The following is a 24,501-nucleotide window of genomic DNA, read 5'->3' on the forward strand; positions in this document are numbered from 1 at the left end:
CCGACCCTCTGCTTGTAAGGCAGATGCTCTAAACCAGCTGAGCTATGCGCCCTTACTTGTCGTAAGCGGTTGCAAAGGTATGCCTTTTTATCGAAACCGCCAAATTTTTTACCGTCTTTTTGATAAAACTTACAAAAAAAGTGCCCCGCAATAGCGGAGCACTTTCTATAAAGTCTACTTTAAAGTGATTGTTACTTAACGATTTCAACAGTAGCGCGACGGTTGTACGAAGGAGGAACGAGGGTATCAACACCGCCCATAGCCTCGATCTTGATGTTGCTTCTGTTGACACCCATCTTAACGAGTTCGTCAGCAACTGTCTCTGCACGCTTCTGTGAAAGCTCACGGTTGTAGTCAGCAGGACCTGTTGCGCTGTCAGCATAACCTGTTACAAGGAGAGTAGCATTGTTGTCCTTAGCATAGTCAGCAAGGTTCTTCACGTTAACGAGATCCTTCTTTGAAGCGATCTTAGCCTTGTCAATGTTGAAGAATACGGATACCGGAGTGGTTACGTACTCTTTCTCATACTTAACGGTTGGCTCAGACTTCTTGTTGGCAAGCTCGTTCTTCAGGCGGTCGTTCTCTGCCTTCTCGTCAGCCAGCTGTGCGTTGAGGGCGTCGATCTGCGACTGTGACAGAGCCTTGATAGCGTCAACATCGGGCACCTTATTCCATGTTCTCTTGCCGAGGTTGTACGTTACACCTACTTCGGCATATACATGGTTGGGGTGGTTCATGATACCAGAACCCATCTCGGCAGGCATGCCGCAGATGTCGCTTTCATAACGGTTCCATCCTATTTCGAAGTTGATGGCCAAACGCTTGTTTACCCAAAACTCGTTCAAGATACCTACGCTAAGTCCCATTGCATACCTATTATAGGTGCAAGAGCGTGCCAAGCCGGCACCAACGAACGGTATGAAATTCCACACACGGTTCTCGTTATAGCCGTATAACAGGTTGCTCAGATTGAAGAGTACATGCTCGTTAAGCATCCAGTACTTGTTCTCTGTTTCGATATTCTCTTCATTCCAAACCGACTTACCCCATATTCCCTGCAGTTTGGTACGAAGACCTATGCCTGGAGTAAACCATTTTCCGATAGCGATAGCTGCGCCGGGATTAGAACGGAAAGCCTTAAACGGGTTCTTCGAGAATCCCCTTCCGTCCTCATAATTACCGTACCACGCCTCCCAAGTAACGCCGCCCTGGATAAACCAATTGCTCCAGAACGAGTTAGTCGCAACGCTATACTTCTCCGTAATGTCCGCGTTCTGTGCCATTCCGGTCACAGAGACACACGCAAAAATCAATGCGATAAATAATTTCTTCATAACTCTTAATATTAAACAATCAATAAAACATTTTAAGCGCCCTCACTCTTTAAGGGGTCTTTCACCGCAAAGATAGTAATATTTTCTAATAAAAAAAACTTTTCGAGGCTTTTATTTTACATTTTTCCAATATAAATCCGAACAAATTACCACATTTAAAGACATATCAACCAAAGAGGCGTTCAATGTCCTGTTGCTTAAGCATGGCCACAATGGGTTTCCCGTCCGGGGTGTAGTTGACATTCGAGCATGTAAAAAGTTCGTTTACAATGCTTTCCATTTCAGAATTACCCAGCACCTGACCGTATGGCACAGCGGCGCTGCGGGCAAGTTTGAGGGCCAGCGAACGGCTTATCTCGTCGCCGGCAGAGGCGCCCGTATCGGCATATTCTGATACCATATTCTTTAGCAGCTTTACGTAGTCTACGCCGTCAAGACCGGCAGGAACTCCGTTGACGGAGTAGCTTCCGCCGCCCATGGGGGACAACTCGAAGCCGAGACTTTCAAGGTCGTGCAGCATGTTTTGCAACAATACGGTTTCAGATGGGGTAAAACTTACCATCTCCGGAAACAGCATTTGTTGTGACACTCCGTTGTGCGAACTGATTTGCCCGAGGTATTTCTCATACAGAATGCGTGTATGCGCACGGTGCTGGTCTACAAGCATAAGGCCTGACTTCACTGCCGTCATTATGTATCGGCCCTTATACTGATAGTGGGCGGGCGACTTTTCATCTACGGTACAATCACCGTCGGCCGGGCTTTCATTGCTTTCAAACATTCCGGCCGGCTCAGGAGCGGGTGTTATGCCGGCGTCGGCCTCGCCTCCCCTAAGGCCTTCGTACAGTTTGTCCCAATCATCGGGCACTGATTCCTTATGTGCCGACGGGGTGTATGACGACACTGACTTGAAAGGATTATACGAAGGATTGAAGTCGAGTTTCGGCGCATCCGTAAATCCCTGTGACGGGTCATAAACAGGTATGTCGGGACGTCCTTCGGTATCAAAGTCTATCGACGGCACGTCGTTGAAACGCCCGAGCGAATCCTTTACGGCCGCAAGCAGGATTTGCCATACGGTCTGTTCGTTCTCGAACTTTATTTCCGTCTTTGTCGGATGGATGTTCACGTCGATATCTTCTGGATTCACGTCAAAATAGATGAAATACGGAACCTGCTCGCCCAAGGGCAAAAGGCGCTCATAGGCTGTCATCACCGCCTTGTGGAAATAAGGGTGTTTCATGTAGCGGCCGTTCACGAAGAAATACTGGTGGGCACCTTTCTTGCGGGCGGATTCCGGCTTGCCTATGAATCCGGAGATGTTGCACACGGTAGTCTCCACGCCTACGGGAAGGAGGTCTTGGTTTATTTTCTTGCCGAAGATGTCGACAATACGCTGCCGCATGCTGCCGCTACGAAGGTTGAGGGTTTCCGTTCCGTTGCTGTGGAAGGTGAAACTTATCGAAGGATACACGAGGGCAATTCGCTCAAAGGCTGCCAGGATATTGTTCAACTCGGTAGCGTTAGACTTAAGGAACTTTCTTCTCGCCGGCACGTTATAGAAGATGTTTTCCACCGAGAAATTGCTGCCTACGGGGCATGACACGGGCTCTTGCCCTATGACCTTTGACCCCGCGATAGACAGATGGGTGCCTATCTCGTCACACTCACGGCGCGTACGCAGCTCCACCTGGGCCACGGCGGCGATAGAGGCGAGCGCCTCTCCGCGGAATCCCATCGTATGCAGGGCAAACAAGTCGTCGGCCTTGCGTATTTTAGATGTGGCATGACGCTCGAATGACATGCGCGCATCGGTTTCGGACATGCCCTTGCCGTCGTCGATAACCTGTATTGACGTGCGGCCTGCATCAGTCACAAGAACGTTGATTGTCTTTGCCCCTGCGTCAACGGAATTCTCGACAAGCTCCTTGATTACCGACGCGGGGCGCTGTATTACCTCTCCGGCGGCAATCTGGTTGGCCACCGAATCTGGCAGAAGTTGTATTATGTCGCTCATAGTCTTCTTAATTTTTGTCTCACGGATATAGGATGCGGCTCGGCAATGGAACGTCAAAAAACTTCGTTTTTCTTTCCATTGCGCTCGCCTTTCACTATATTTGATTGTATCCGCAACGCCTGCCACTGACATGCTCGACGACAGGCGGTAATGCAAAAGGCGGTCTTTCATGTTGCCAAAGACGCCCTTTCAGGGCGTAAAAGACGGCCTTTCGCCTTGCAAAAGGCCGCCTTTTACAACATATGCGGCAAACGATTGATTTTCAGTTAGTTAACGGCATGGCCGGTAAAGTCAGCAAACTGCGGTCACGGGCATGGGCGCCCATCACATTGTAAGCAGTATTTTCCAGATAGCGAAAAGCATTATCAGCAACACGACTATCACGCCGTAAGTAAGGACAAAGCCTCCCGCGAGTTTCCTCTCACGTCGCTTGCGGACATGGCGGGTCGCGTTGATGAACATGCCTTGTATGCGTTCGTGCTCCTGACGGCCGTCTGCCTTCATGCCGAGTTCGGCCTTTGCCTTTTCTTCTATATCCCTAATCCGCTCCTTGCGCTCGTCCACGAACATGTAACGATGGCGGAACGGCCTCGGCTTGCGTTGGTTGAACAGTCCCATTAATCCTCCTTCCGGCTTACTTTCCGGCGTTCTCTTTATTGACAGTCTGCGGTTCTTCCTCCTTCGGAGCGGCTACGGTCGCGGCACCAGCGGCATTGTCTTCACCCTTAACTGCCGGCCCTGCCGACTGAACTTCAGCTGAAGCAGAGCTACTGCCTGCACTGTCCGCCGGAGCAGGAGCCGGCGTAGGGACAGTCTGCCGAACGGAGTCCGTCGCCGCAGAGGGAGCCGCCTCAGACGGCACTGACAGCGAATCTCCGGCCGCTACACCCGTCGAGTCAACCCTGGCAGGCTCACCGAGCACCGGCGGTTGGTCGGACAACGAAACCTTGTCGGACACAACGCCACCCTTGCTTATGAACTGCAACGGTGCCGAGCGACGCCCGATGTCCTTCAACTCCGTACCCTTCGCCTTGCCACGCCAGTTGAAGATGTCATGCTTATCGCGCGGCCTGACATAGTCAAACCATGCAAACGAGGGCAATTCCTTCTTGGATGGCGGTATTTGTGTTATTGGATAAGCGGTTCCTGTCTGCTTGCATGTCCATATACGCTGCAACTGCCGGTTCTTAAGATATACACGCATTGTATCCGTCTCGAGATAAGCCATGTTCAGAAACGCGCTGTCCTTCTCGTCCTGGTGGTAGTACACGCACTGCACGTTGCCTATCGCCTCGGTCTCGTATAACTCTCCATCGTTAAAATATCCGAACATCTCGCGCGACGCCACCTGGTTGAATTTTGTGCTGTCCGACAACTGTTCGACGGACAATGCCTGGTTGATGACGTGCGCGCGGTCTATTGTCGAGTCCTTCATGAACACCTCTATCACCTCGCCCAACAATTGCCTGTTCTCGTTCCACGTTATAGGGTCTTTGTACATGGTCATGAGTGAGTCTCTCGTGTTGTACACCAGTGAGTCACAAACAGCCTGTATATCAGTACGGAAAGCCCTGACCTTGTTGTAGCAGTGCATCGTGCGGTACACCGAATCAGTGTTTATGTTATAGGTGTAGACCTTCATCGTGTCAGAATGGAGGAACAGCGTGTCGCCCTGTGAATAATCCCTCAGCACGGCACTGTCGGTAGCAAAGGCATAGCCCGTGCTGTCATTGTACCAGAAATAATTGCTCGTCATCTGGTTCTTGTTGACCGTGTCGTTGTAGACTACGTTGCCGAAGCCCTCGCTTATCTTTGTCTTGTCGTCATTAAACAGGCTGTCGGCCGTCAATGTCTTGCCGTTGTTGTCCAGCGTCGAACGGCCGTACAGCCTCGAAAAGTCCTTGTTTGTATCATAAAAACCCTGCGAAGTGTTTATTACGCTCTCGCCGGAAACAATCTTTGAAGGACCTACGATATGCGCGATAGACGTCCTCGTGTCGTAATGCAGAGTGTCGGTAGTAAGCACAAACTTCGGGTTCTTCAAGTTCACATTATAGTTGAACACGGCGTCACGGGTCTCCGTATCATACTCACCCCAGTCCGAAACGAGCACATTGTCCTTGTCAACCATCTTACCTCCTTCGAAGAAGTAACCGATGCCATACAGCCTGTCATAATTCAGGCTGTCGGTATAGAGCGTTGTCTTCCTGTGTTTCAGCACCACATTATAACGAGCCTCGGCCATCTGGTCGTTGCCGTCATAATACGCATAGTCACTGAACAGCGACAAAGTGTCGCCCTGGTACATCCTGACATGCCCGAAAGCACGGAACGAATTTGATTCCTGATAGAAATAAGCGCTGTCACAATACAACTTGGCTCCCTTGTGGCGGAATGCCACATTGCCGTTGAGAATCTGCGCGTCAGGATTCATGCTGAACTGGTCAAACCTAAGCCTGTCTGCATGTATAAGGTACACGCGCTCGTTGGTTTTCGGACGCGGTTTCTTCTTCGACGCCTGGCGCGACTGCACCAAACTAAGTCCAAACAGGCATAGGATTGCAACAATGAGAATCCTATGCCCGCCAAATAAAACTTTCAGATTATTGTTCGTCGTCATTTAACCCAACCTTCGTATTGGAAATCACAATTTTTGTAACGGTCGTTTATACGCACATAAGTGGCCTTTATCTTATCCTTTATCCACTTATCGATAAATTCCTCGCGACGCTTGGCCAGCACAATGTCCTTCATCGTCTGGAAATCTTCCGTTATAGTGGCACGGTGGGTCTCGACACGGTTCTTCAGTTTCACGATGGCACACACCGTCTTGCCGTTTTTCAGACTTATCATCTGGAACGGAGCGGACACCTCTCCCACCTTCATCGAGTCTACCACCTTTGCGATTTCAGGCGGAAGGTTGCGCATTTGGAAACGACTCGTCATACGTCCGTCATTACCCTGGTTGGCCATAAGGCCGTGGTTGTTGCGCGTGTCCTTATCATCCGAGATGAAAGTGGCTGCTTCGTCAAACGAAAACTTACCTTCACGGATGTTGCCGGCAATGGAGTCAAGTTGGGAAGCGGCAAAATCTATTGCTTCCTGCGTAACTTTCGGCCTAAGGAGAATATGTCTTACCTTTATCCTGTCACCACGTTTGTCAATAAGCTGGATGATGTGGAAACCGTACTCAGTCTCCACTATCTTGGATATTTTCTTTGGATCGGTAAGGTTGAACGCCACACTCGCAAAAGTAGGGTCAAGCACTCCGCGGCCCACATAATCCTGGAATGCACCTCCTTGACGGGCCGTTCCCGGATCTTCCGAATACAACGTAGCAAGTGTCGCGAAAGAAGTCTCGCCCTTGTTGACACGCTCCGTATATTCACGAAGCTGGTTCTTGATACGGTCAACCTCCTCTTGCGCCACTTTCGGCGTACGTGTTATAATCTGCACCTCAACCTCCGTAGGTATAATAGGCAGACTATCTTCCGGCAACTCACTGAAATAGCGGCGCACATCGGCCGGCGATACCGTTATATCAGACACGAGCTCTTCACGCTCGCGGTTGATTAGCAGACGGTTACGGAAGTCATCATGTAGGGTCTGGCGCAGTTCAGAAAGACTCATGTTCTTGTATTCCTCAAGTTTTTCCCTACTACCTGTCATCTGAATCCAATAATTAATCTGCTCCTCCACGCTTTGGGCGACCTCTGACTCGGTCACCTCTATACTGTCTATTGCCGCCTGATGAAGGAATAGTTTTTGCACCGCCAACTGTTCCGGAATGGCGCAATCAGGATTGCGGTCCCACTTAACACCCTCCAACTCGCTCTGCATTCTAACATTTTCAACATCAGACAACAGTATAGGTTCATCACCTACAACCCAGATTACCTCATCGACAACACTCGAAGGATTCGGTGCCGCTGCGGTTGAATCAACATTAGACACCTCCGCAGTGGAATCAGCCTTCACCCCCATCGTATTGTCATCGGCAATGCAGTCGTTTACCGTGCTTGCGCTGACGGCGGCGAAGAAGAACGCCGACGCTACAAGCCACAAAGCCGTTTTGCCTCTTAATTTCATATATTAATCACTATGCTTGTTTACTGTTTTCAACACATCGTAATACACTTCCACCGGATATTTCCGCCTGAGTTCAGCAACCCACTGTCCTTCGAGCTGCTCCTGATAATCCGCAGTGACGAGTCCACGGACATCCTCAAAACTTTCCGGCCGTTTAAGTAGTTTGCCATAAACCGCGTCGATGGGAAAATCCTTAAGTACGGTAACAACAGTATCTTTCTTGAATACCATCTTGTCAATAAAGGCATTGTCGCCTTCCTTGAATATTCCTTTCTCGACCCGTATCCTGAGAACTGAGTCACTATTGAATGTCGAGCGCAACACATCCGCCCACTTATTGAACGGAACACCCTTCACGCAATTCCTTACGGCCTTCACGTTATCCTTTTGCTTGACATGGTAAACCATGCCTTTATACCGCGGTTCCGACCATGAATACTTTTTCTTGTTCTTCTTGAAATACGCCTCAAGCCCGGCTACGTCAGAAGCAGCCTTCTCCCACACGGTACGATTGCTGATTTCGTACAGCAACAAGCCGTCGTGGTATTCCATTATAAGGTATTTCAGACCAGGATCTGACTGTGCAAGGTCTTTTGCCTTATCGTTAAGTACATCCTCCTTGGTAAGCTTTCCGCCGGAAGTCTTGACCAGTTCATCAATTTTCTTGTCTATAATGCGTTCACGTATTCCACGTGCATCAATGAAGCGGAGTATGTCGCTTTTCAGTGAATCGAAAGGTTCGAGCTGTTTTCGGTCCTTCATCAAAATGATATGGAAGCCCACCGGCGACTGTACCACACCGCTCATCTCACCCTTGTTAAGGGCGTATGCCGCATCCTCAAACTCTTTAAGCGTCTGTCCGGGCTGCAGCCACGGCAATTCGCCGCCGTTATTCGCCGATCCCGGATCCTGCGAATACTTACGTGCCAAAGCAGCAAAATCGCCACCATTCTTGAGCACATTGTACAAGGAATCGGCACGCCTACGCGCCTCCTCGAACTTTGCGGTCGGAGCCTTCTGCTCAACATACATAAGGATATGCGCGGGCTTTATCAGTCCGCGGGCGCCTATACGCTCCTTGGTACGGTCATATACGGCATGAGCCTCCGCCAAAATAGCGGCACTGTCGGCAAATGCCGGCCGCACTTCCTGGTCGCGATACATGGCAAACTCTTTCTTGAAAGAGCTAAGCGTATCAAGTTTCGCGTCGATGGCTGCAGCTACTTTCAACTTGTAATTGATGAAGAGGTCAACATATTCGTCAACCGTCTTGCGGTCAATTACATCTGCCGAGTTATTCTTATTATAAGAATACTCGAACTCAGAGCGCAGAATTGGCACTCCGTTGATTTTCATCACTACGGGATCCGTCTGCTGTGCATAAGCCATGCCCCCACAAAGGAGCATGGCCGCTATGAGAGTTGTGAGCTTCATTGTATGTCTGTTGACGGGTTGTACAAGCATGCGGACAATCGCGCAGGCCGTTACTGCCACGCCCGTTGTCCGCCGACTATGATACTTTTATTCATGCCTTGAGTAGTTGGGGGCCTCGCTCGTGATAGTTATATCGTGCGGATGGCTTTCCAACACTCCGGCGTTTGTAATATGAACGAACTTTGCGTCATGCAGTGCGGTAATGTCCTTGGCTCCACAGTAGCCCATACCTGAGCGGAGGCCGCCTACAAGCTGGTATACTACTTCCTGCACGGTGCCCTTGTAAGGAACGCGACCCGCGATACCTTCCGGCACCAGTTTCTTCACGTCCTTTGTGTCGGTCTGGAAGTAACGGTCCTTTGAACCGTTCTCCATAGCTTCAAGACTGCCCATGCCACGGTAGCTCTTGAACTTACGTCCGTTAAAGATGATAGTGTCGCCGGGGCTTTCCTCCGTTCCTGCCACGAGCGAACCAATCATCACGCTGTATCCTCCGGCTGCGAGAGCCTTCACGATATCGCCCGAATAGCGCAGTCCGCCGTCGGCGATAAGGGGCACTCCGGTATCCTTCAGCGCACAAGCCACGTCATAAACAGCGCTCAACTGCGGAACGCCTACACCTGCAACCACGCGCGTTGTGCAGATACTGCCCGGGCCGATTCCTACCTTTATGGCGTCGGCGCCATTGTCTACAAGCATTTTGGCAGCTGCTCCAGTAGCCACGTTGCCCACTACGATGTCAACGCCCGGGAATGAGCTTTTTGCCTCGCGGAGCTTTTCGATTACGCCCTTAGAGTGTCCGTGGGCGGTGTCTATCACGATTGCGTCGGCGTTAGCCTCGACAAGCGCCTGTATGCGGTCGAGCGTGTCAGCGGTGACTCCCACTCCTGCAGCCACGCGCAGACGGCCCTTGTCGTCCTTGCAGGCCATGGGCTTATCCTTGGCCTTGGTTATATCCTTATATGTAATGAGGCCCACCAGCTTGTTGTCGGCGTCGACAACGGGCAGCTTCTCTATCTTGTTCTCCTGCAATATCTGCGCGGCGTCGCTGAGATCGGTGCGCATGTGGGTGGTGACAAGATTCTCGCTGGTCATCACCTCGTCAATCTTCCTGTCGAGACGGCGCTCGAAACGCAAGTCGCGGTTGGTCACGATACCTACCAGATGGTCGTCGTCGTCAACCACGGGGATACCTCCGATATGATACTCGGCCATCATGTTGAGCGCATCCTGCACGGTCGAGCCGCGGCGGATGGTCACGGGGTCATAAATCATTCCGTTCTCGGCGCGCTTTACTATCGCCACCTGGCGGGCCTGTTCGTCTATCGGCATGTTCTTGTGGATTACGCCGATACCGCCCTCGCGGGCTATGGCTATGGCCATGGCCGACTCGGTAACGGTGTCCATCGCTGCCGTAACAAAAGGTATGTTCAGCCTGATGTTACGCGTGAACATGGTTTGCAACTCTACCGTTTTAGGCAATACTTCAGAATAAGCCGGGATTAAAAGGACGTCGTCAAAAGTCAATCCGTCCATTACAATTCTATCTGCAACAAATGATGACATATATAACTTGAAAATTTATTGCGTGCAAATTTAGCAAAAAAAATCCATTCACGCACGACTTTCGGCTTTTTCTTATCTAAATAATGTAAAATACGGAGTATCCGACTTATGGCTTGACCATGTGGGGCATGAACCCGAAGCGGCGGCGCCCAGTGGCCTCAGCTCCGTCCGGACGGGTCGTGGTGACGGCGCTGACGCCCCGTTACAGCCGCCATTACGAAATGTGTTGACCGCACGCATGCCTATAACGCGTAAGTAGCTGATTATCAACGCCCGCGCAAAAGGCCGTCTTTTAGATTGCGAAAGGTGGCCTTTTAGCGCGCGATTGATGGACTTTTGTAACGCAAGAAGTGTCCTTTTGGAGTCCACCCATAATTCAGGTGTTGGTGGGCGGAACTCTTCCCTGACAAGAAAAAGCCCCCAGCGGATGCGTATCCGCCGGGGGACTTAAAAAGTACCGCACCTTAGTCACTGTCACAGGTCATGGGTAAGGCCGAGGACGCAACCTCATTTATTTATTTAATTAGAGAGAGTATATTAATATTCCGGATTCTGCTGCATGTTCGGGTTGACGTCAAGCTCGCTCTGCGGAATGAGCGGCAGCGCCTTCTCCGAGTCGCGGCTGAACGTGCGCGCTTCCTCGCTCAACGCGTCGTGCCAGCCCCGGTTGTTCACGTCGGTATAACGCGTTACGGTCTCGCCGCGGCGCAGCACGTCGAAATATCTCTGCCCCTCGCCGACAAGTTCCTTGCGCCTTTCGACGTATATGCGGTCAAGTGTTATGTCGCCGGCGGTCACGGTTTTCGTTGCATCAGTGGTACGGTTGGTTATTATGTCGTTAAACAACTCGGCCGCACGGCTAAGGTCGCCCTCCTGGTAGGCGGCCTCAGCCGCCGAGAGATACACCTCCGAGAGGCGCAGCAGCGGTACGTTCTGGTAAGCTGCGCTGGTGTTTTCGTCGGGTTGTGGCAACTTGTTGATGAACACTCCGTGCTCAACGAAGTCGTCGCCGTACGACATATAGACCGACGGGTCGCCCACAGGCTTCAGCAAGATGTCGTTGCGCACGTCCTCGGGGTCGGAAGCCAACATCTCCGAAAAGTCCTTCGTGACGATAATGTCGCCGTAGCCGCCGGCGGCGTCTACCCCGTACAGGTCGGCGTAGCAGTAGGCTATGCCCTCGCGGTCGGTCCAGTCGGTAGAGTCGGTAATCTTCATTTCGAGTATCAGCTCGTTCTCGTGGGCCGAGTTGTTCTTGTTCCACGCGTCGGCATACTCGGCCGTTGTCCACAGCGTGTAGGGCGAATTGGCGATGATGTCCTCGGCCACTGACAGTGCGTTAGCCCACTCGCCCTTCGTTATATACACACGCACCTGCAACGCCTTGGCCGTCCACACGTTGACGTAACCCTGGGTCTTGTCCTCAGGCAGTGCGCCCGAGTTGATGGCGTCGGTAAGGTCTTGCTCTATCTGTGTGTAGCATTCGGCCACAGTACTACGCTCCGGCTTGTTCGACCCGGCGTCATCAACAGGCTCGGTGATTATCGGCGCGCCGAGAGATTCGCCCTGGTCCTCGGTATAAGGAGTGCCATAGATACGCGTAAGGTCGAACAGCGCCATGGCACGCAGCACCCTTGCCTCGGCGGCATACTGCGAGATGGTGGCCTAGTTGTCCTCGGCGTCGGTTATCGTACCGCCCTCGGCATAGTCGATAACGTAGTTCGCGCGGCTTATCACCACGAAAGGAGTCTGCCAGATGGCATTACCGTTGAAATCGCTGGCCGTGCTGTAAGTCATGTAATAATAGAAGTCGCCGCGGCCGCGGCCGTCAATCCAGTTGTACTGTACGTCCTCTCCTCTGACGTCTCCATATATGAACATCTGGCGTCCGTAGTAGTCGGTCAGTGAAGAGTTGCCCTTCAGCGCGGCGTAAAGTCCCGCACGCACGCTGGTTAAGTCGGAAGTGGTCGTCACGGCACTGCCCGCGTCAACGCCGGTCGACGGCTCTTGGTCAAGCCAGTTGTTGACGCACGACGACGTACCGGCAACCATCGCCGCGCAAACCAATGCTTTATATAATAATGTTGTCTTCATTTCACAAAGCCGGCCGACACACGTGTACACACGGCTACTGACTAGCTATGCCGCCGGCAACGGAAAAGGGCCGGCAAGGAAACTCCCTTTGCCGGCCCCGAACAGATGTTTTTCTTATCGCAGGCCACTGCCTGCATGAAAGGATTATTTCACAACAAACTTGCTTGTCTCAGCATAGTCACCGCTTGTCATCTTAGCTACGTAGACGCCGGGAGCGAGACTTGACGCGTCGAATACGCAACTGCCGCTGCCAGAACTTACGCCGCCCGTCATCGCGCCAGATGCGGCATAAACGGCAAGGCTTGTCTCTGAGCCTGACGGCGAAACGGCGGTGACGGTCTTGGTAGCCTCGTCATATACCAAGGACGAAGCTCCTGCTGATACGTCAACATTGCCGATTCCCGAAAGTTCACCGCTGTCAAGTATCGCGCGGATGGCCGGAGTGCCGAGGTTTGCGCCAGACTGGTCTATCGCCAACGGAACTTCATAGCTCGTGTCGAGCAAGTAGAGCTGGCCAGGAGCTACATTGTCAACAGCCAATGCGTATCCGGCATAAGTCACACCGATGAAGTAATATCCCGGCTCAAGCGTCACAGGCTCGTCAAACAGATAGTCCACCTGCTCCGTGCTGGTGCCCTGGTCGGCTGTGGTCGTGTACACTTCATCGCCCACTTCGATTACACCATCCTGGTATATTGCCGTAGGATCCCACTTGTAAACGCACAGTCCTATCTGCTGGCCGTCGGCCACGCCCCAGCCTACCGACACGCCTTCAAGCGTGGTCTCGGCATTGATGAGGAACGGTATGCCCGCAGTAGCCGCGCCACCGTCCTTTAAGCCGATGGCGTACATCTCGTTATACATATCATCCGTAACGTAGTCGTAAGCGTAAACCTTGTCGGTTATTTCAAGTCCGGCTGTCACGGAATTGTCTGCCGGGTTGCTGTCTTCCTGTCCGTCGATTACGGCCTCAACCTCTACCGATACGCTGCCGGCCTCAAGGCCCTGTGCCACAACAGGCACGCTGACCGTCTCGGTTGCGTCGGGAGCAAGGCCAGTGAATGCAGCCGAACCTACGGCTGTGCCGTTGAACGTCACGCTTACCGTACCCGATACGCTTTCGGCACCGTTGTTCTTCACCGGTACGGCTATCTCCATACCCTCGGCCTGAGCCTTCGGCAGCATCGACGGCAGACCCGTCACGCTGCTCAGGGTCACGTCATACGATGTCACTTCGGTAACGCTTACGCTTGCGAGCGTGAACACTCCTTGCGGCACATCCTGCTTGAAACCGATGGAATAAACGCCGTCAGCAGGCACGGTGAAGGTTACATCGTTGTCGGCGAAAGCGTCATTGGTATAAACATCGGTGAACGACGCTACCGTCTCCCAGTCAGACAGCGGCGCACCGTCCTTGCCCACCACGATGTCATAACTGTCATAAACGACGAAGAAGAAGTAATACATGCCGGCCATGTAGTTGTAAGAGATGCGGTATCTCTTGTCGGCCTCAAGGTTGACGCCACGCGAAACGAGCGGTGTCGTGCCAACGCAGTACATTCCGAAGTTATAATCTCCGTCATATACCCACGACTCGTCGCTTGCCCATTCGTCACGCTGGTCGGGGTCAGAGAAGACAACGGTAAACGGCACGTCGGTCGGGGTGTAGTGTGTCACTGTGCCCTCGGCGCTGTTGTTGTCGGTTACGGTCTCTTCATTCTGTCCGTCGGCGGGCGTCACGTCGGTTATCTCGACGGCTACGGTGTACTTGCCTTCCCCGGAGAAGTCGAAGCCTGCGAGTTCAACCTCCACGCTGCCGCCAGCAGGCACTGCAACGTCAGCGCATTCCCGGGAAGTCTCCTGACCGTCGTTGACGGTGTACGCCAGCGTAAAGCCCTTTGCATCAGCGGTACCGTTGTTCGACACTACCACAACGACTTTTTCTCCATCGCCAAGCGAGCAACTCGAAAGCGGCATCTGAACCTTGTCTATTACAAGGTCGGGCGTGCCTTTATATGCGCCTTCCGATATTTCAACGCTGTTGATGAGGATGCCCATCTGGTCGGCTTCCGACGTAGCGTGTATCGCGAAAAAGTATGCCCCATCCTCTTCAATATCGAAGTTAACGGGCAGCACGTAACCGTTCTCTGACATTGCAAAGTCATCAACAGTCCTGAGGACAGTCATGTCTTCAACGTTTGAAGTCTTGCCGTAAAGCACCTCGAAACTCTCATAATAGCCATCGCTCTGGGCGTTGTAGTCTATCACCACCTTGTTGGTTCCGGCCTTGAGGGCTATCGGGTTGACGGTTACGAGATAGTCGTCCAACGCCATGTATGCGTTGTAAATTATCTGGGCGTATCCCTCCGTGAACTGTATGTTCCACGTATCGCCGTCCATGTTGCCGTCCACCGTTGTCCATTCGTCTACGTCGGCTTCCTCGTCAAAGCTGCATGTGTAGGGAGCGGGTATGGGGGCGACATGGTTCACCTTTGCGGTAAAGGTGTTGTCGCCGGCCAGCGCGTCGTCCTCATGGTCAACGGCCACGGTGACGGTGTGCATGCCGGGAGCCGAAAGGTCGGCCGTGGCGGTGAATGTGTAGTCGAGTGTTGCGCCCGGCGCTATCTCCTGGCTCACAGTCTCGGCGACGGGCGTGCCTCCGTCTACTGTCAGCGTGGCTGTAAACGACGACACGGCTTCCGTACCATTGTTGAATATCGTGGCCGTAACGGCCTCTGCGGCGGTGAGGCCTTCACCCGAAACGGGCGCCGTGATGCCGCTCACGCCGATGCTTACGGGCGAATTGCTGGTAATCGCAACATTGTCGCCACTCATTCCAACCGTTATGGTGAACACGTATTCACAACCGCCCTTGAACTCGTATGCGTCTCCCGACGACTCGCCATTGGCTATATAATATGTATTGTCCGAAGGCGTGGGATTGAACACTACGTAATCATATTTGCCGGCCGGGATGTCAACGGAAGCCGTCTGGCCTGCTACCAGCCAGTTCTCAAACATACCGGCATTCTCGGGAAGCATGTATTCCGACTCGGCGAAAATTTCGTCGACATACTGCAAATCGAGTATCGTACAGTCGGCATCCAGCAGCATCTGGTATCCGGAACCGTCGCCCCAGTCGCTCTCAACATTTACCGTGATGCGCGCCATGCCGTCAGCCACGGGGGCTGCCGCAGGAGCTTTCACGGCGGCCACGCGCATGGGCCGGCCCATGCGGCGCAGGCCGGCATACAGCTTGCCGTCGTCGCTGCGCACGGATTTTGCAGCCATCTGCTGCTTCTGAAGTTTCTGAAGCAGGCCGGGCCTGCCGGTGATGCGGGCCTCGGCGGCCTTCAATGCCTTCATCTTAACACCCGCAGGAGGGGGTGAAGTCATAGTGCTTTGTGCGTATGCGCCACAGCACATAAAAGCGCACAAAATGTAGATGAACAGATGTTTCATAGTAAAAATTTATTAAATTAGACACTCTGCAAATATAAGCAATTGAAAGCATAAATGCAAATTAAATTATATATTTTTATACAAAATACGTAGAAAAATCTTTTTATAACCATTATACATCATATTCGGACAAATTATCAATACGCACAGTGCGTATGCAAATACTTAAATTTAATAAACATTAGCAGCGTTCCGGCTTGCGTCAGGCAGCAGGTGGCAGCACACTAACAGGGCTACGCTAAAGCCTCGTCGGACAACCGCGTAACCGACTGACAATTAACACGTTGGCAATATGCCGCATTTTACGCTGCAAAATACGGCCTCTTACACGCTGAAAGGCCGCATTTCAGCATGTGAAATGCGGCCTTTCGGAAAAATGCGCGGGCGCAAACTTCGCCCCGGCATCACTTTACCATAACCTTCATCGCGCTCAGACGGCCTTTGCCGTCAACGCTTTTCTTTATACAGATGCCCGCCGCCGGGGCGTCAAGACGCACTCCCCCGAGCGAATAATACTGCATGGCGACGGCACCGCCGGCCTCAACCTGTGCCACGTCTGCGGATATGCCGGTTATCTTGTCGCCGTTCGCGTCATACGTAGGTTCCGTCGGGTTGTCCTTTATCGCCGCCGCGTATTCGTCAATATCCTCGGCAGGCACCGCGTCGGCATAAGCCGTCCATATCTCTATTTTCCCCGCCCCGGCATACTTTTGCACGGTTCCGGGCACGTCGGCGGTCTTGTCGAGAGTGTTCACAAAGTATCCGCCGTCGGTCTTTTCCGGCGTCCAGTCGGTATAATTCACCGTCAGCGACTTGTCAGCCTTAGTCCCGTCGATGTTGGCGTAGCCCTCCATCAGCTGCCGGCAGTTCTCGTATGTCACGCCATAGCCTTCTGTCTTGTCGATGTTCAACGAGCCTTCACGGTCGGAACGGACGGGAGCCTTGCTGTCCTTGAAGTAGCATGCCTGGATGTAGCCGACGGCTTTTGAACGCACGTCCCAGCCGTCCTCGCTGCCAACCATGTAGTTGTTGAAGTAATGCAGGTGACCGCCCCTTTGCAGCGGAAGGCGCGAACCGGCAATGTTGTCGAACCAGTTGTGGTGCATGGAGATGGTGCGGCACCCGTCAAACACGTCGCTGTCGCCCTTGCCGAACAGACAGGCCTTGTCGTGATGGTGGAAGTGGTTGTAGCTGAACGTCATCCACTGAACGTTATTCTTGCAGTCCAGCAGCCCGTCGTACCTGTCCTTGTCGGCCGCGTCGCCGTTGAAGAACTCGCAATGGTCTACCCAGATGTGCCCGCCCCAATCAGTCTTGGCGCTGTTTTCGTCGGCCTGTATACTGATACAGTCGGGGTCGCCCACCTCCTTCTGCACCCCGTCACGGAACGCCACAATCTTGTTCTCGCCCGACTTCAGTATCGGCGCGCCCTCCATAGTGAAGCGGCAGTTGCGTATGATGACGTTACTTGCGCACTGCATCACGAACGTAATGTGCGAAAACAGCGGCGCCCGGCCAGTCTCGGGATTGACAACGCCGACGAGAGTCTTGTTGGACGCTATCATCACACGCTCGCCGTATGTGGTCTCAACGCCCTCGGAACCGTCCTGGTTGTTGCAAAGATGGCCTGTAGACAGGTCGTCAACCCAGCACTTAATGCCCGTATCCATGTCTTTGTCGACAATCACCACGTATGGGTCTTTGGCCTGGAGATATGCCTGGAGCTGCTGGAACGTATTTGCATACACCACCTTGCCGCCGGCTCCGCCCGTGGTCCCGCCCTCAAGATAGTGAGGGGTGCCCGGCGTTCCGTTGACAGCCGCAAAGCCGTCAATGCCGAAATTGCGGCCGTCGGCTTCCTGGGCATTGGCCGAAAGCAGCGAACCGCACGCGGCGAATACTGTCATCAATGATTTTACAAAACATGAACAAGTCATGCCGAGTCTTGTTTTTACGGTTAGTTTCATAGTAGTTTAAATAAATGTTTATAATTAATTTGAGATTAGTAAGCAGTCATACAATAACCGGCAACACGTTGCAGTAAAGCTAAAAAACACCCACCTATGTCACAAAAGTTAATGTTCCGCGTGCAAATATAATACATTCCGTAAGTTATTAACCCCATAAACATGTTAAAAATGGCTTTTCACGGATATAAAATACACCATGACCGACATTTCCGAAGGTAATCGCCAATCATGACAAAAAGCTGAAAACAAAACGGCTCCGACACTGTTTTACATGTGTCGGAGCCGTTTAATACAATATAATAAGAATGATTAATTACCCATATCAGACATAAACTTAATACGCACGAGCCTTATCTCCTCTTCCGTACAATCCTCGCCAAGTTCGTCCATGGCAGCCTCAAGGTCATCAGTCTCGCTCTCCTTAAAATAGTCGTAGATTTCGTCTATGCGGTCATCGTCCATCACTTCCTCAAGGAAATAGTCGATGTTGATTTTAGTTCCGCTGTAGACTATTGCCTCAACCTCGTCAAGGAGTTCATCAAATTCAAGTCCCTGGGCTTCGGCAATGTCGTCGAGCGCCACATGCCTGTCGATACTCTGTATGATCTTCACCTTAAGCACAGACTTCTTGGCTACTGTCCTCACACGCAAATCCATCGGACGTTCAATGTCGTTTTCCTCACAATGCTTCTTGATTAAGGCGACAAACTCCTTGCCGTAGCGGCGCGCCTTGCCAGCGCCCACGCCCTGTATAGTCTGCAAGTCCTCAAGGGAAACAGGATAAACCGTAGCCATCTGCTCGAGGGAAATATCCTGAAAAATAACATACGGAGGCAGTTTCAGGCGGCTGCTCATCTTCTTGCGCAAGTCTTTCAACATCGAATAAAGCGTCGGGTCGAGCGCCGCACTTACACCTTCATGGCTGTCATCTTCCTCATCTTCATTAAACTCGTTGTCAAGAACAATCATGAACGATGTCGGGGTTTTCATAAACTTTTTGCCGGCAGACGTCAGTTTCAGTATTCCGTAATTCTCAACGTCCTTTTTCAATAATCCTGCAATAAGGGCTTGCCGTATTACTGGATTCCATAATTTCTCGTCCATGTCCTCACCAGAGCCGAACTCTTCAAGCCGGTCATGCTTATGAGCCACGATATCGTTGGTCTCCTTTCCTTCAACAAAATCCACCACATAGTCAGTGCGGAAATCTTCCTTTATTGCGGCGATGGCATTCAATACCACAAGTAAAGCGTCCTTTCCCTCTATCTTTGTCTTAGGATGCAGGCAGTTATCACAATTACCGCAATTATCCTTATCATACTCCTCACCGAAATAATGCAGCAGCATTTTCCTTCGGCACACGGATGATTCGGCGTATGCCGCGGTCTCCTGCAGCAACTGTCGGCCTATATCCTGCTCGGCCACGGGTTTTCCCTCCATGAACTTCTCGAGCTTTTTCAAGTCCTTATAAGAGTAGAACGCTATGCACTTTCCTTCTCCTCCGTCACGTCCCGCACGCCCTGTCTCTTGGTAATATCCTTCGAGACTCTTCGGTATATCATAATGAATGACAAAGCGCACGTCCGGCTTGTCTATACCCATACCGAACGCTATTGTTGCAACAATGACGTCGATACGCTCCATGAGAAAGTCATCTTGGGTTGCAGAACGCGTGCCCGAATCAAGTCCTGCATGGTATGCGGCGGCCTTTATGTCATTGGCACGCAGTACAGCGGCCAGCTCTTCCACCTTTTTTCTTGACAGACAATATATTATTCCGCTCTTTCCAGGGTTCTGCTTGATGAACTTGACGATCTGCTTATCTATGTCCTTTGTCTTATGACGTACCTCATAATAAAGGTTAGGACGGTTGAACGAGCTTTTATATTCAGTCGCATCGAGTATTCCGAGGCTTTTCTTTATGTCAGTGCGAACCTTGTCCGTCGCGGTAGCTGTAAGCGCAATGACCGGCGCTTCGCCAATTTCGTTGATAATCGGACGTATCCTTCGGTACTCAGGACGGAAATCATGTCCCCATTCCGAGATACAATGCGCCTCGTCAACGGCGTAGAATGATATTTTCACTCCACGTAAGAAATCCACATTGTCTTCCTTTGTCAGCGATTCGGGCGCGACGTACAACAGTTTTGTTTTGCCGGCAATGATGTCAGCCTTTACCTTATCAATAGCCGACTTGTTAAGCGAGGAGTTCAGGTAATGCGCCACTCCGTCCGTCTCTGTCATGCCGTTAATCACGTCCACCTGGTTTTTCATCAGGGCAATAAGCGGCGATATGACTATTGCCGTGCCGTCCATAATGAGTGAAGGAAGCTGGTAACACAACGATTTTCCGCCACCGGTCGGCATTAGCACAAAAGTGTTCCTGCCGTCAAGAAGGTTGCGGATTATAGCTTCCTGATTGCCTTTGAACTTGTCAAAGCCGAAATATTGTTTCAGCTTTTCGGTAAGATTAACGTCATGGTACATATAGCAGACAGAGTAACTGATTAACTGTTATTTTTCATAGGCCTTTTGCTTCAGGCACTTTCCAACTTCTCAAAGTGGGCCTTCTCAAGCTGCTTGCGGGCATATTCGAGATTAACTTCGAATTTCTTGACTTTCTTTGACGGGATTTCGAACATCGCATCCATAATCACGCTCTCCACTATCGAGCGCAATCCACGCGCCCCCAACTTGTACTCCATAGCCTTATCGACGATAAAATCGAGAGCCTCGTCCGTAAAAGTCAGCTCTATTCCGTCCATCTCGAACAGCTTTTTGTATTGTTTCACGATAGAGTTCTTCGGCTCGACAAGTATTGAGCGAAGTGCCGCACGATCCAATGGATTAAGATATGTAAGCACCGGCAGTCGGCCTATGATTTCAGGTATAAGGCCGAACGACTTTAAGTCTTGCGGCAAAATATACTTCATCAGGTCGTTTTTGTCGATATTACGCACGTTCTGTACGGAGTTGTAACCCACCACATGGGTATTCATTCGCTGGGCTATCTTACGCTCTATACCGTCGAAGGCACCGCCACAGATGAACAGGATGTTCTTCGTGTCTACATGGATATACTCCTGGTCCGGATGCTTACGGCCACCCTGAGGGGGCACGTTGACCATCGTTCCCTCCAGAAGTTTCAGCAGACCTTGCTGCACACCCTCGCCGCTAACGTCGCGGGTTATTGAAGGATTGTCGCTCTTACGCGCAATCTTGTCTATCTCGTCAATGAAAACGATACCACGCTGGGCTGCCTCAACGTCATAGTCGGCCACCTGCAGCAAGCGGCTAAGTATGCTCTCGACATCCTCGCCTACGTAGCCAGCTTCCGTAAACACGGTCGCATCAACGATGGTAAACGGCACATCAAGCAGCTTCGCTATCGTACGGGCCATCAGTGTCTTGCCCGTTCCGGTGCTGCCCACCATTATTATATTGCTCTTCTCTATCTCCACGCCGTTGTCGTCGGCCGGCTGTTGCAGTCGTTTGTAGTGGTTGTACACCGCCACGGCAAGGCAACGCTTGGCGTCGTCCTGCCCTATGACGTACTGGTCGAGATAGTCCTTTATTTCCATCGGCTTCGGCACCTTCTTCAACTGAAACTTATCGTTGTGTTTCTCCTTGCCGACGTCGAGAACACCGGTTGACTTTACTATTTCATACGCCTGCGCGGCACAGTCCTCACAGATATATCCCGTAAGGCCTGTGATAAGCAGTTTAACGTCACGTTCACTCCGACCGCAGAAGCTGCAAACCTTTTCCGTCCTGTTATTCCTGGTTGCCATTTGAATTTGTTGGTGTCGAGTTTGCCTTCTTTCTTACCAAAACGGTGTCTATCATGCCATACTCCTTGGCTTCCTCGGCCGTCATCCAGTAGTTACGGTCAGAGTCCTTATATACCTTCTCGTAAGGAGTGTGCGAGTGTTCAGATATGATTGTATAGAGTTCCTTCTTGAACTTAAGAATTTCCTTTGCCTCTATCTCAATGTCTGATGCCTGTCCTTGCACCCCGCCCAGCGGCTGGTGTATCATCACGCGGCTGTGGGTGAGCGCCGAGCGCTTGCCTTCAGTGCCGGCAACGAGCAGCACTGCCGCCATCGAAGCGGCCATGCCCGTGCAGATTGTAGCCACGTCGCTCGATATGAACTGCATGGTGTCATAAATGCCGAGGCCCGCCGTTACACTACCGCCGGGGCTGTTGATATATATTGAGATATCCTTGCCTGAATCCACCGAGTCAAGGTACAGCAGCTGGGCCTGCAGGGTGTTGGCCGTATAGTCGTCTATCTGTGTGCCGAGAAAGATAATACGGTCCATCATAAGGCGCGAGAATACATCCATCTGCGTCACGTTAAGTTGGCGTTCCTCAAGGATGTAAGGGTTGAGATACTGCATCTGCGCCTTCATCACGTCGTCAAGCATCATACCGTTCATGCCAAGATGACCGGTAGCATATTTTCTAAAATCGTTCATCTATATTTTAATTTAACAATTAAAAATGAAAAATGAATAATCGCCTTACAGGCTACCGCGCCGCCGGCTATCCGTTGTATGCCGGGCGGAAACCTTTGCCGACATCGCATTTTCCACCTATTTATATTACATGCGAAAAGGAGATTGCCGACCCTTTAAGCTTGTTCGTTGGAACAAAGATAATAAAAAAGTCGGTAACCTCCTTAATATTATGGAAGTTTTTTTTGCTAAAAAATATTTATTCGCCTTGCATCAATTTGTTGAACTCGTCAAGGGTTGCTGTTTTCTCGTTAAGTTTTACAACCTTCTTGAGAGCTTCTGTGAGCTTACGGTCAATGCTGCGGTCAACGAAAGAGTCGACATACTCCTTCTTTTTGAGCATGTCCGTAGCATAGTTGTCAATGTACTCCTCAGGGATGTTGGTCATGCCGTACTGCGCGAACTGGGCGCGTGCAGCCTCCTTGGCCGTCTCCTTGATGTCGGCGTCGTCAATCTTGATGCCGTTAGCCTTCACGAGCTGCTCCTTGATGAGGTGCCATGTCAGCTCCTTCACGCTCTGCTCATAGTTCTTGTCAACAAACTCCTGGCCCTTGTCCTTGTTGTTGTTGAGCATGATACGCTTCAACAGGGCGTCGGGATATGTCAGCGCGCCAACCTTGTTCTCCATGTACTTGCGCACGTCCTGGATGAACTTGAAGTCGGTGTCAACAGCGAACTGCACCTTCAGTCCTTCGGCTATCTTGCCACGGAACTCCTCTTCGCTCTTAACAGTGTCCTTGCCGAACACCTGATCGAACAGCTCCTGGTTTACCTCAGCCTTTACGAAACGTGATATTTCGGTAATCTGGTAGCTGAAGTCCGAGTTCATGTCAGCAACCTCTTCTTTCTTGATCTTCAGCAGTGAAGACACTTCGATGTCGCTTTCGGGATAAGCTTTCTTGGGGTTGAAGGTGATGATGTCGCCCAGCTTGCAGCCGTCAAACAGCTTCTTCTGGTCGTCTACCTTAATATACTCAGGCATAAGCACGGCGCCCTCAACAGTCAGTCCGCCTTCCTTGGTGTTGCCGTTCTCGTCAAGCTCGCGCAGGTCGCCCTTCAGCATGTCGTGCTCCTGGTATTCCTCTACCTTGTCATAGCTTCCGGCACGTGAAGCGAACATGTCTATCTGGCGGTTCACCACGTCATCGTCAACAGTGATGGTATAGTGGTCGATAGTGTCGTCACCGTTCAGCTCGGCGTTCATTTCGGGAGCAACGGCGATGTCGAACATAAACGTATAGGGAGCTTCCTTCTCCAGGTCTACCGGCTCCTGCTTATCAGACGGCAGCGGCTCGCCCAGCATCTGGATGTTATTGTCTTTAACGTACTTATATATTTCCTCGCCGAGCAGCTTGTTGATTTCATCCACCTTGGCGGTAGTGCCGAACTGCCTTTTAATCATCCCCATCGGCACCATGCCCGGACGGAAGCCCGGCACGTTAGCTCTCTTGCGATAGTTTTTCAGTGTCTTCTCGACATTCTCCTTGTAGTCAGCCTCTTCAACGGTCAAGGTTATCAGTCCGTTCACCTTGTCCGGATTTTCAAATGAAATTTTCATCTTGCTATTTTATGTTATTTTAAATGATTATCGAATGCGAGCTGCAAAATTAAGGAATATCAACGTAATTACCTAATATAATAAGGAAAAAAGCCGAAAAATTTGTTTTTTTAAACGCTTGACGGCCATACGTCCACCGTTTCGCCATGAAATATCATGACATTTTTACAAGTGTACAAGCGATACTCCGCTATCGTAAGTTCGGTATAAGGTAATAATATGAGAGCTTACTTTTTGCAGGGACATAATGAACCACAGGTCAGCGAAAACTAATTATGTCCCTGCAATGGCGGCGTTTTATGGTATGACATAATTATAGATAAAGTATTTGTTCATCCAACACATTTGCTGACGAAATGTAAAAGGGGTTCTTCCGCAGTTTTGTTGGATGGCCTTTCAGCAACATAAAATTGAGCACATCGAGTTTTTCTTTTAAAAGATTAAAAATCAATAGTTTTG

The 24,501-nt window shown here is 51.2% G+C and carries 13 protein-coding genes and 1 pseudogene; all 14 read right to left on the minus strand.

The features are described 5' to 3' along the window. Positions 1 to 191: 191 nt before the first annotated feature. Positions 192 to 1,334, minus strand: coding sequence for an OmpA family protein (locus H6A34_RS08345; protein ID WP_021948435.1), 1,143 nt, complete (start codon positions 1,332 to 1,334; stop codon positions 192 to 194). Between the two features lie 166 nt (positions 1,335 to 1,500). Next, positions 1,501 to 3,351, minus strand: coding sequence for a DNA mismatch repair endonuclease MutL (gene mutL / locus H6A34_RS08350; RefSeq protein ID WP_205104841.1), 1,851 nt, complete (start codon positions 3,349 to 3,351; stop codon positions 1,501 to 1,503). Between the two features lie 324 nt (positions 3,352 to 3,675). Further along, entirely contained in the window at positions 3,676 to 3,969 is a 294-nt protein-coding gene (locus tag H6A34_RS08355; RefSeq protein WP_021948437.1) for a hypothetical protein, read from the minus strand. A gap of 16 nt (positions 3,970 to 3,985) precedes the next feature. Further along, positions 3,986 to 5,971 (minus strand): OstA-like protein, encoded by a 1,986-nt coding sequence (locus tag H6A34_RS08360; RefSeq protein WP_205104843.1) that lies wholly within the window; start codon positions 5,969 to 5,971, stop codon positions 3,986 to 3,988. Continuing rightward, positions 5,968 to 7,440, minus strand: coding sequence for a peptidylprolyl isomerase (locus H6A34_RS08365; protein ID WP_239480814.1), 1,473 nt, complete (start codon positions 7,438 to 7,440; stop codon positions 5,968 to 5,970). Before H6A34_RS08365 ends, H6A34_RS08360 begins: the two co-directional genes overlap by 4 nt. 3 nt (positions 7,441 to 7,443) lie before the next feature. Continuing rightward, on the minus strand, positions 7,444 to 8,874 hold the full coding sequence (locus H6A34_RS08370; protein WP_205104845.1) for a peptidylprolyl isomerase: 1,431 nt from the start codon (positions 8,872 to 8,874) through the stop codon (positions 7,444 to 7,446). 87 nt (positions 8,875 to 8,961) lie between these two features. Next, a complete protein-coding gene (gene guaB, locus H6A34_RS08375; RefSeq protein WP_205104847.1) occupies positions 8,962 to 10,440 on the minus strand; it encodes an IMP dehydrogenase in 1,479 nt (492 codons plus the stop codon). A gap of 537 nt (positions 10,441 to 10,977) precedes the next feature. Further along, positions 10,978 to 12,534, minus strand: a pseudogene (locus H6A34_RS08380) (RagB/SusD family nutrient uptake outer membrane protein). Positions 12,535 to 12,678: 144 nt separating this feature from the next. Next, positions 12,679 to 15,996: a CARDB domain-containing protein gene (locus H6A34_RS08385; protein WP_205104849.1), complete on the minus strand. Its 3,318-nt coding sequence runs from the start codon at positions 15,994 to 15,996 to the stop codon at positions 12,679 to 12,681. Between the two features lie 404 nt (positions 15,997 to 16,400). Then, a complete protein-coding gene (locus H6A34_RS08390; RefSeq protein WP_205104850.1) occupies positions 16,401 to 17,933 on the minus strand; it encodes a pectate lyase family protein in 1,533 nt (510 codons plus the stop codon). Between the two features lie 342 nt (positions 17,934 to 18,275). Further along, positions 18,276 to 20,453, minus strand: a complete 2,178-nt coding sequence (gene recQ / locus H6A34_RS08395) for a DNA helicase RecQ (protein WP_021947480.1) — start codon at positions 20,451 to 20,453, stop codon at positions 18,276 to 18,278. A gap of 50 nt (positions 20,454 to 20,503) precedes the next feature. Beyond that, positions 20,504 to 21,757, minus strand: a complete 1,254-nt coding sequence (gene clpX, locus H6A34_RS08400; RefSeq protein ID WP_021947479.1) for an ATP-dependent Clp protease ATP-binding subunit ClpX — start codon at positions 21,755 to 21,757, stop codon at positions 20,504 to 20,506. Continuing rightward, positions 21,741 to 22,445, minus strand: a complete 705-nt coding sequence (clpP, locus tag H6A34_RS08405; RefSeq protein WP_021947478.1) for an ATP-dependent Clp endopeptidase proteolytic subunit ClpP — start codon at positions 22,443 to 22,445, stop codon at positions 21,741 to 21,743. The genes clpX and clpP overlap by 17 nt, the downstream gene beginning before the upstream one ends. Positions 22,446 to 22,683: 238 nt before the next feature. Further along, positions 22,684 to 24,042 carry a trigger factor gene (gene tig / locus H6A34_RS08410; protein WP_205104852.1) on the minus strand — a complete coding sequence of 453 codons (1,359 nt, stop codon included), beginning with the start codon at positions 24,040 to 24,042 and terminating at the stop codon, positions 22,684 to 22,686. Between the last annotated feature and the right edge of the window lie 459 nt (positions 24,043 to 24,501).

Source organism: Marseilla massiliensis (assembly GCF_016899855.1).
GTDB lineage: Bacteria > Bacteroidota > Bacteroidia > Bacteroidales > Bacteroidaceae > Prevotella.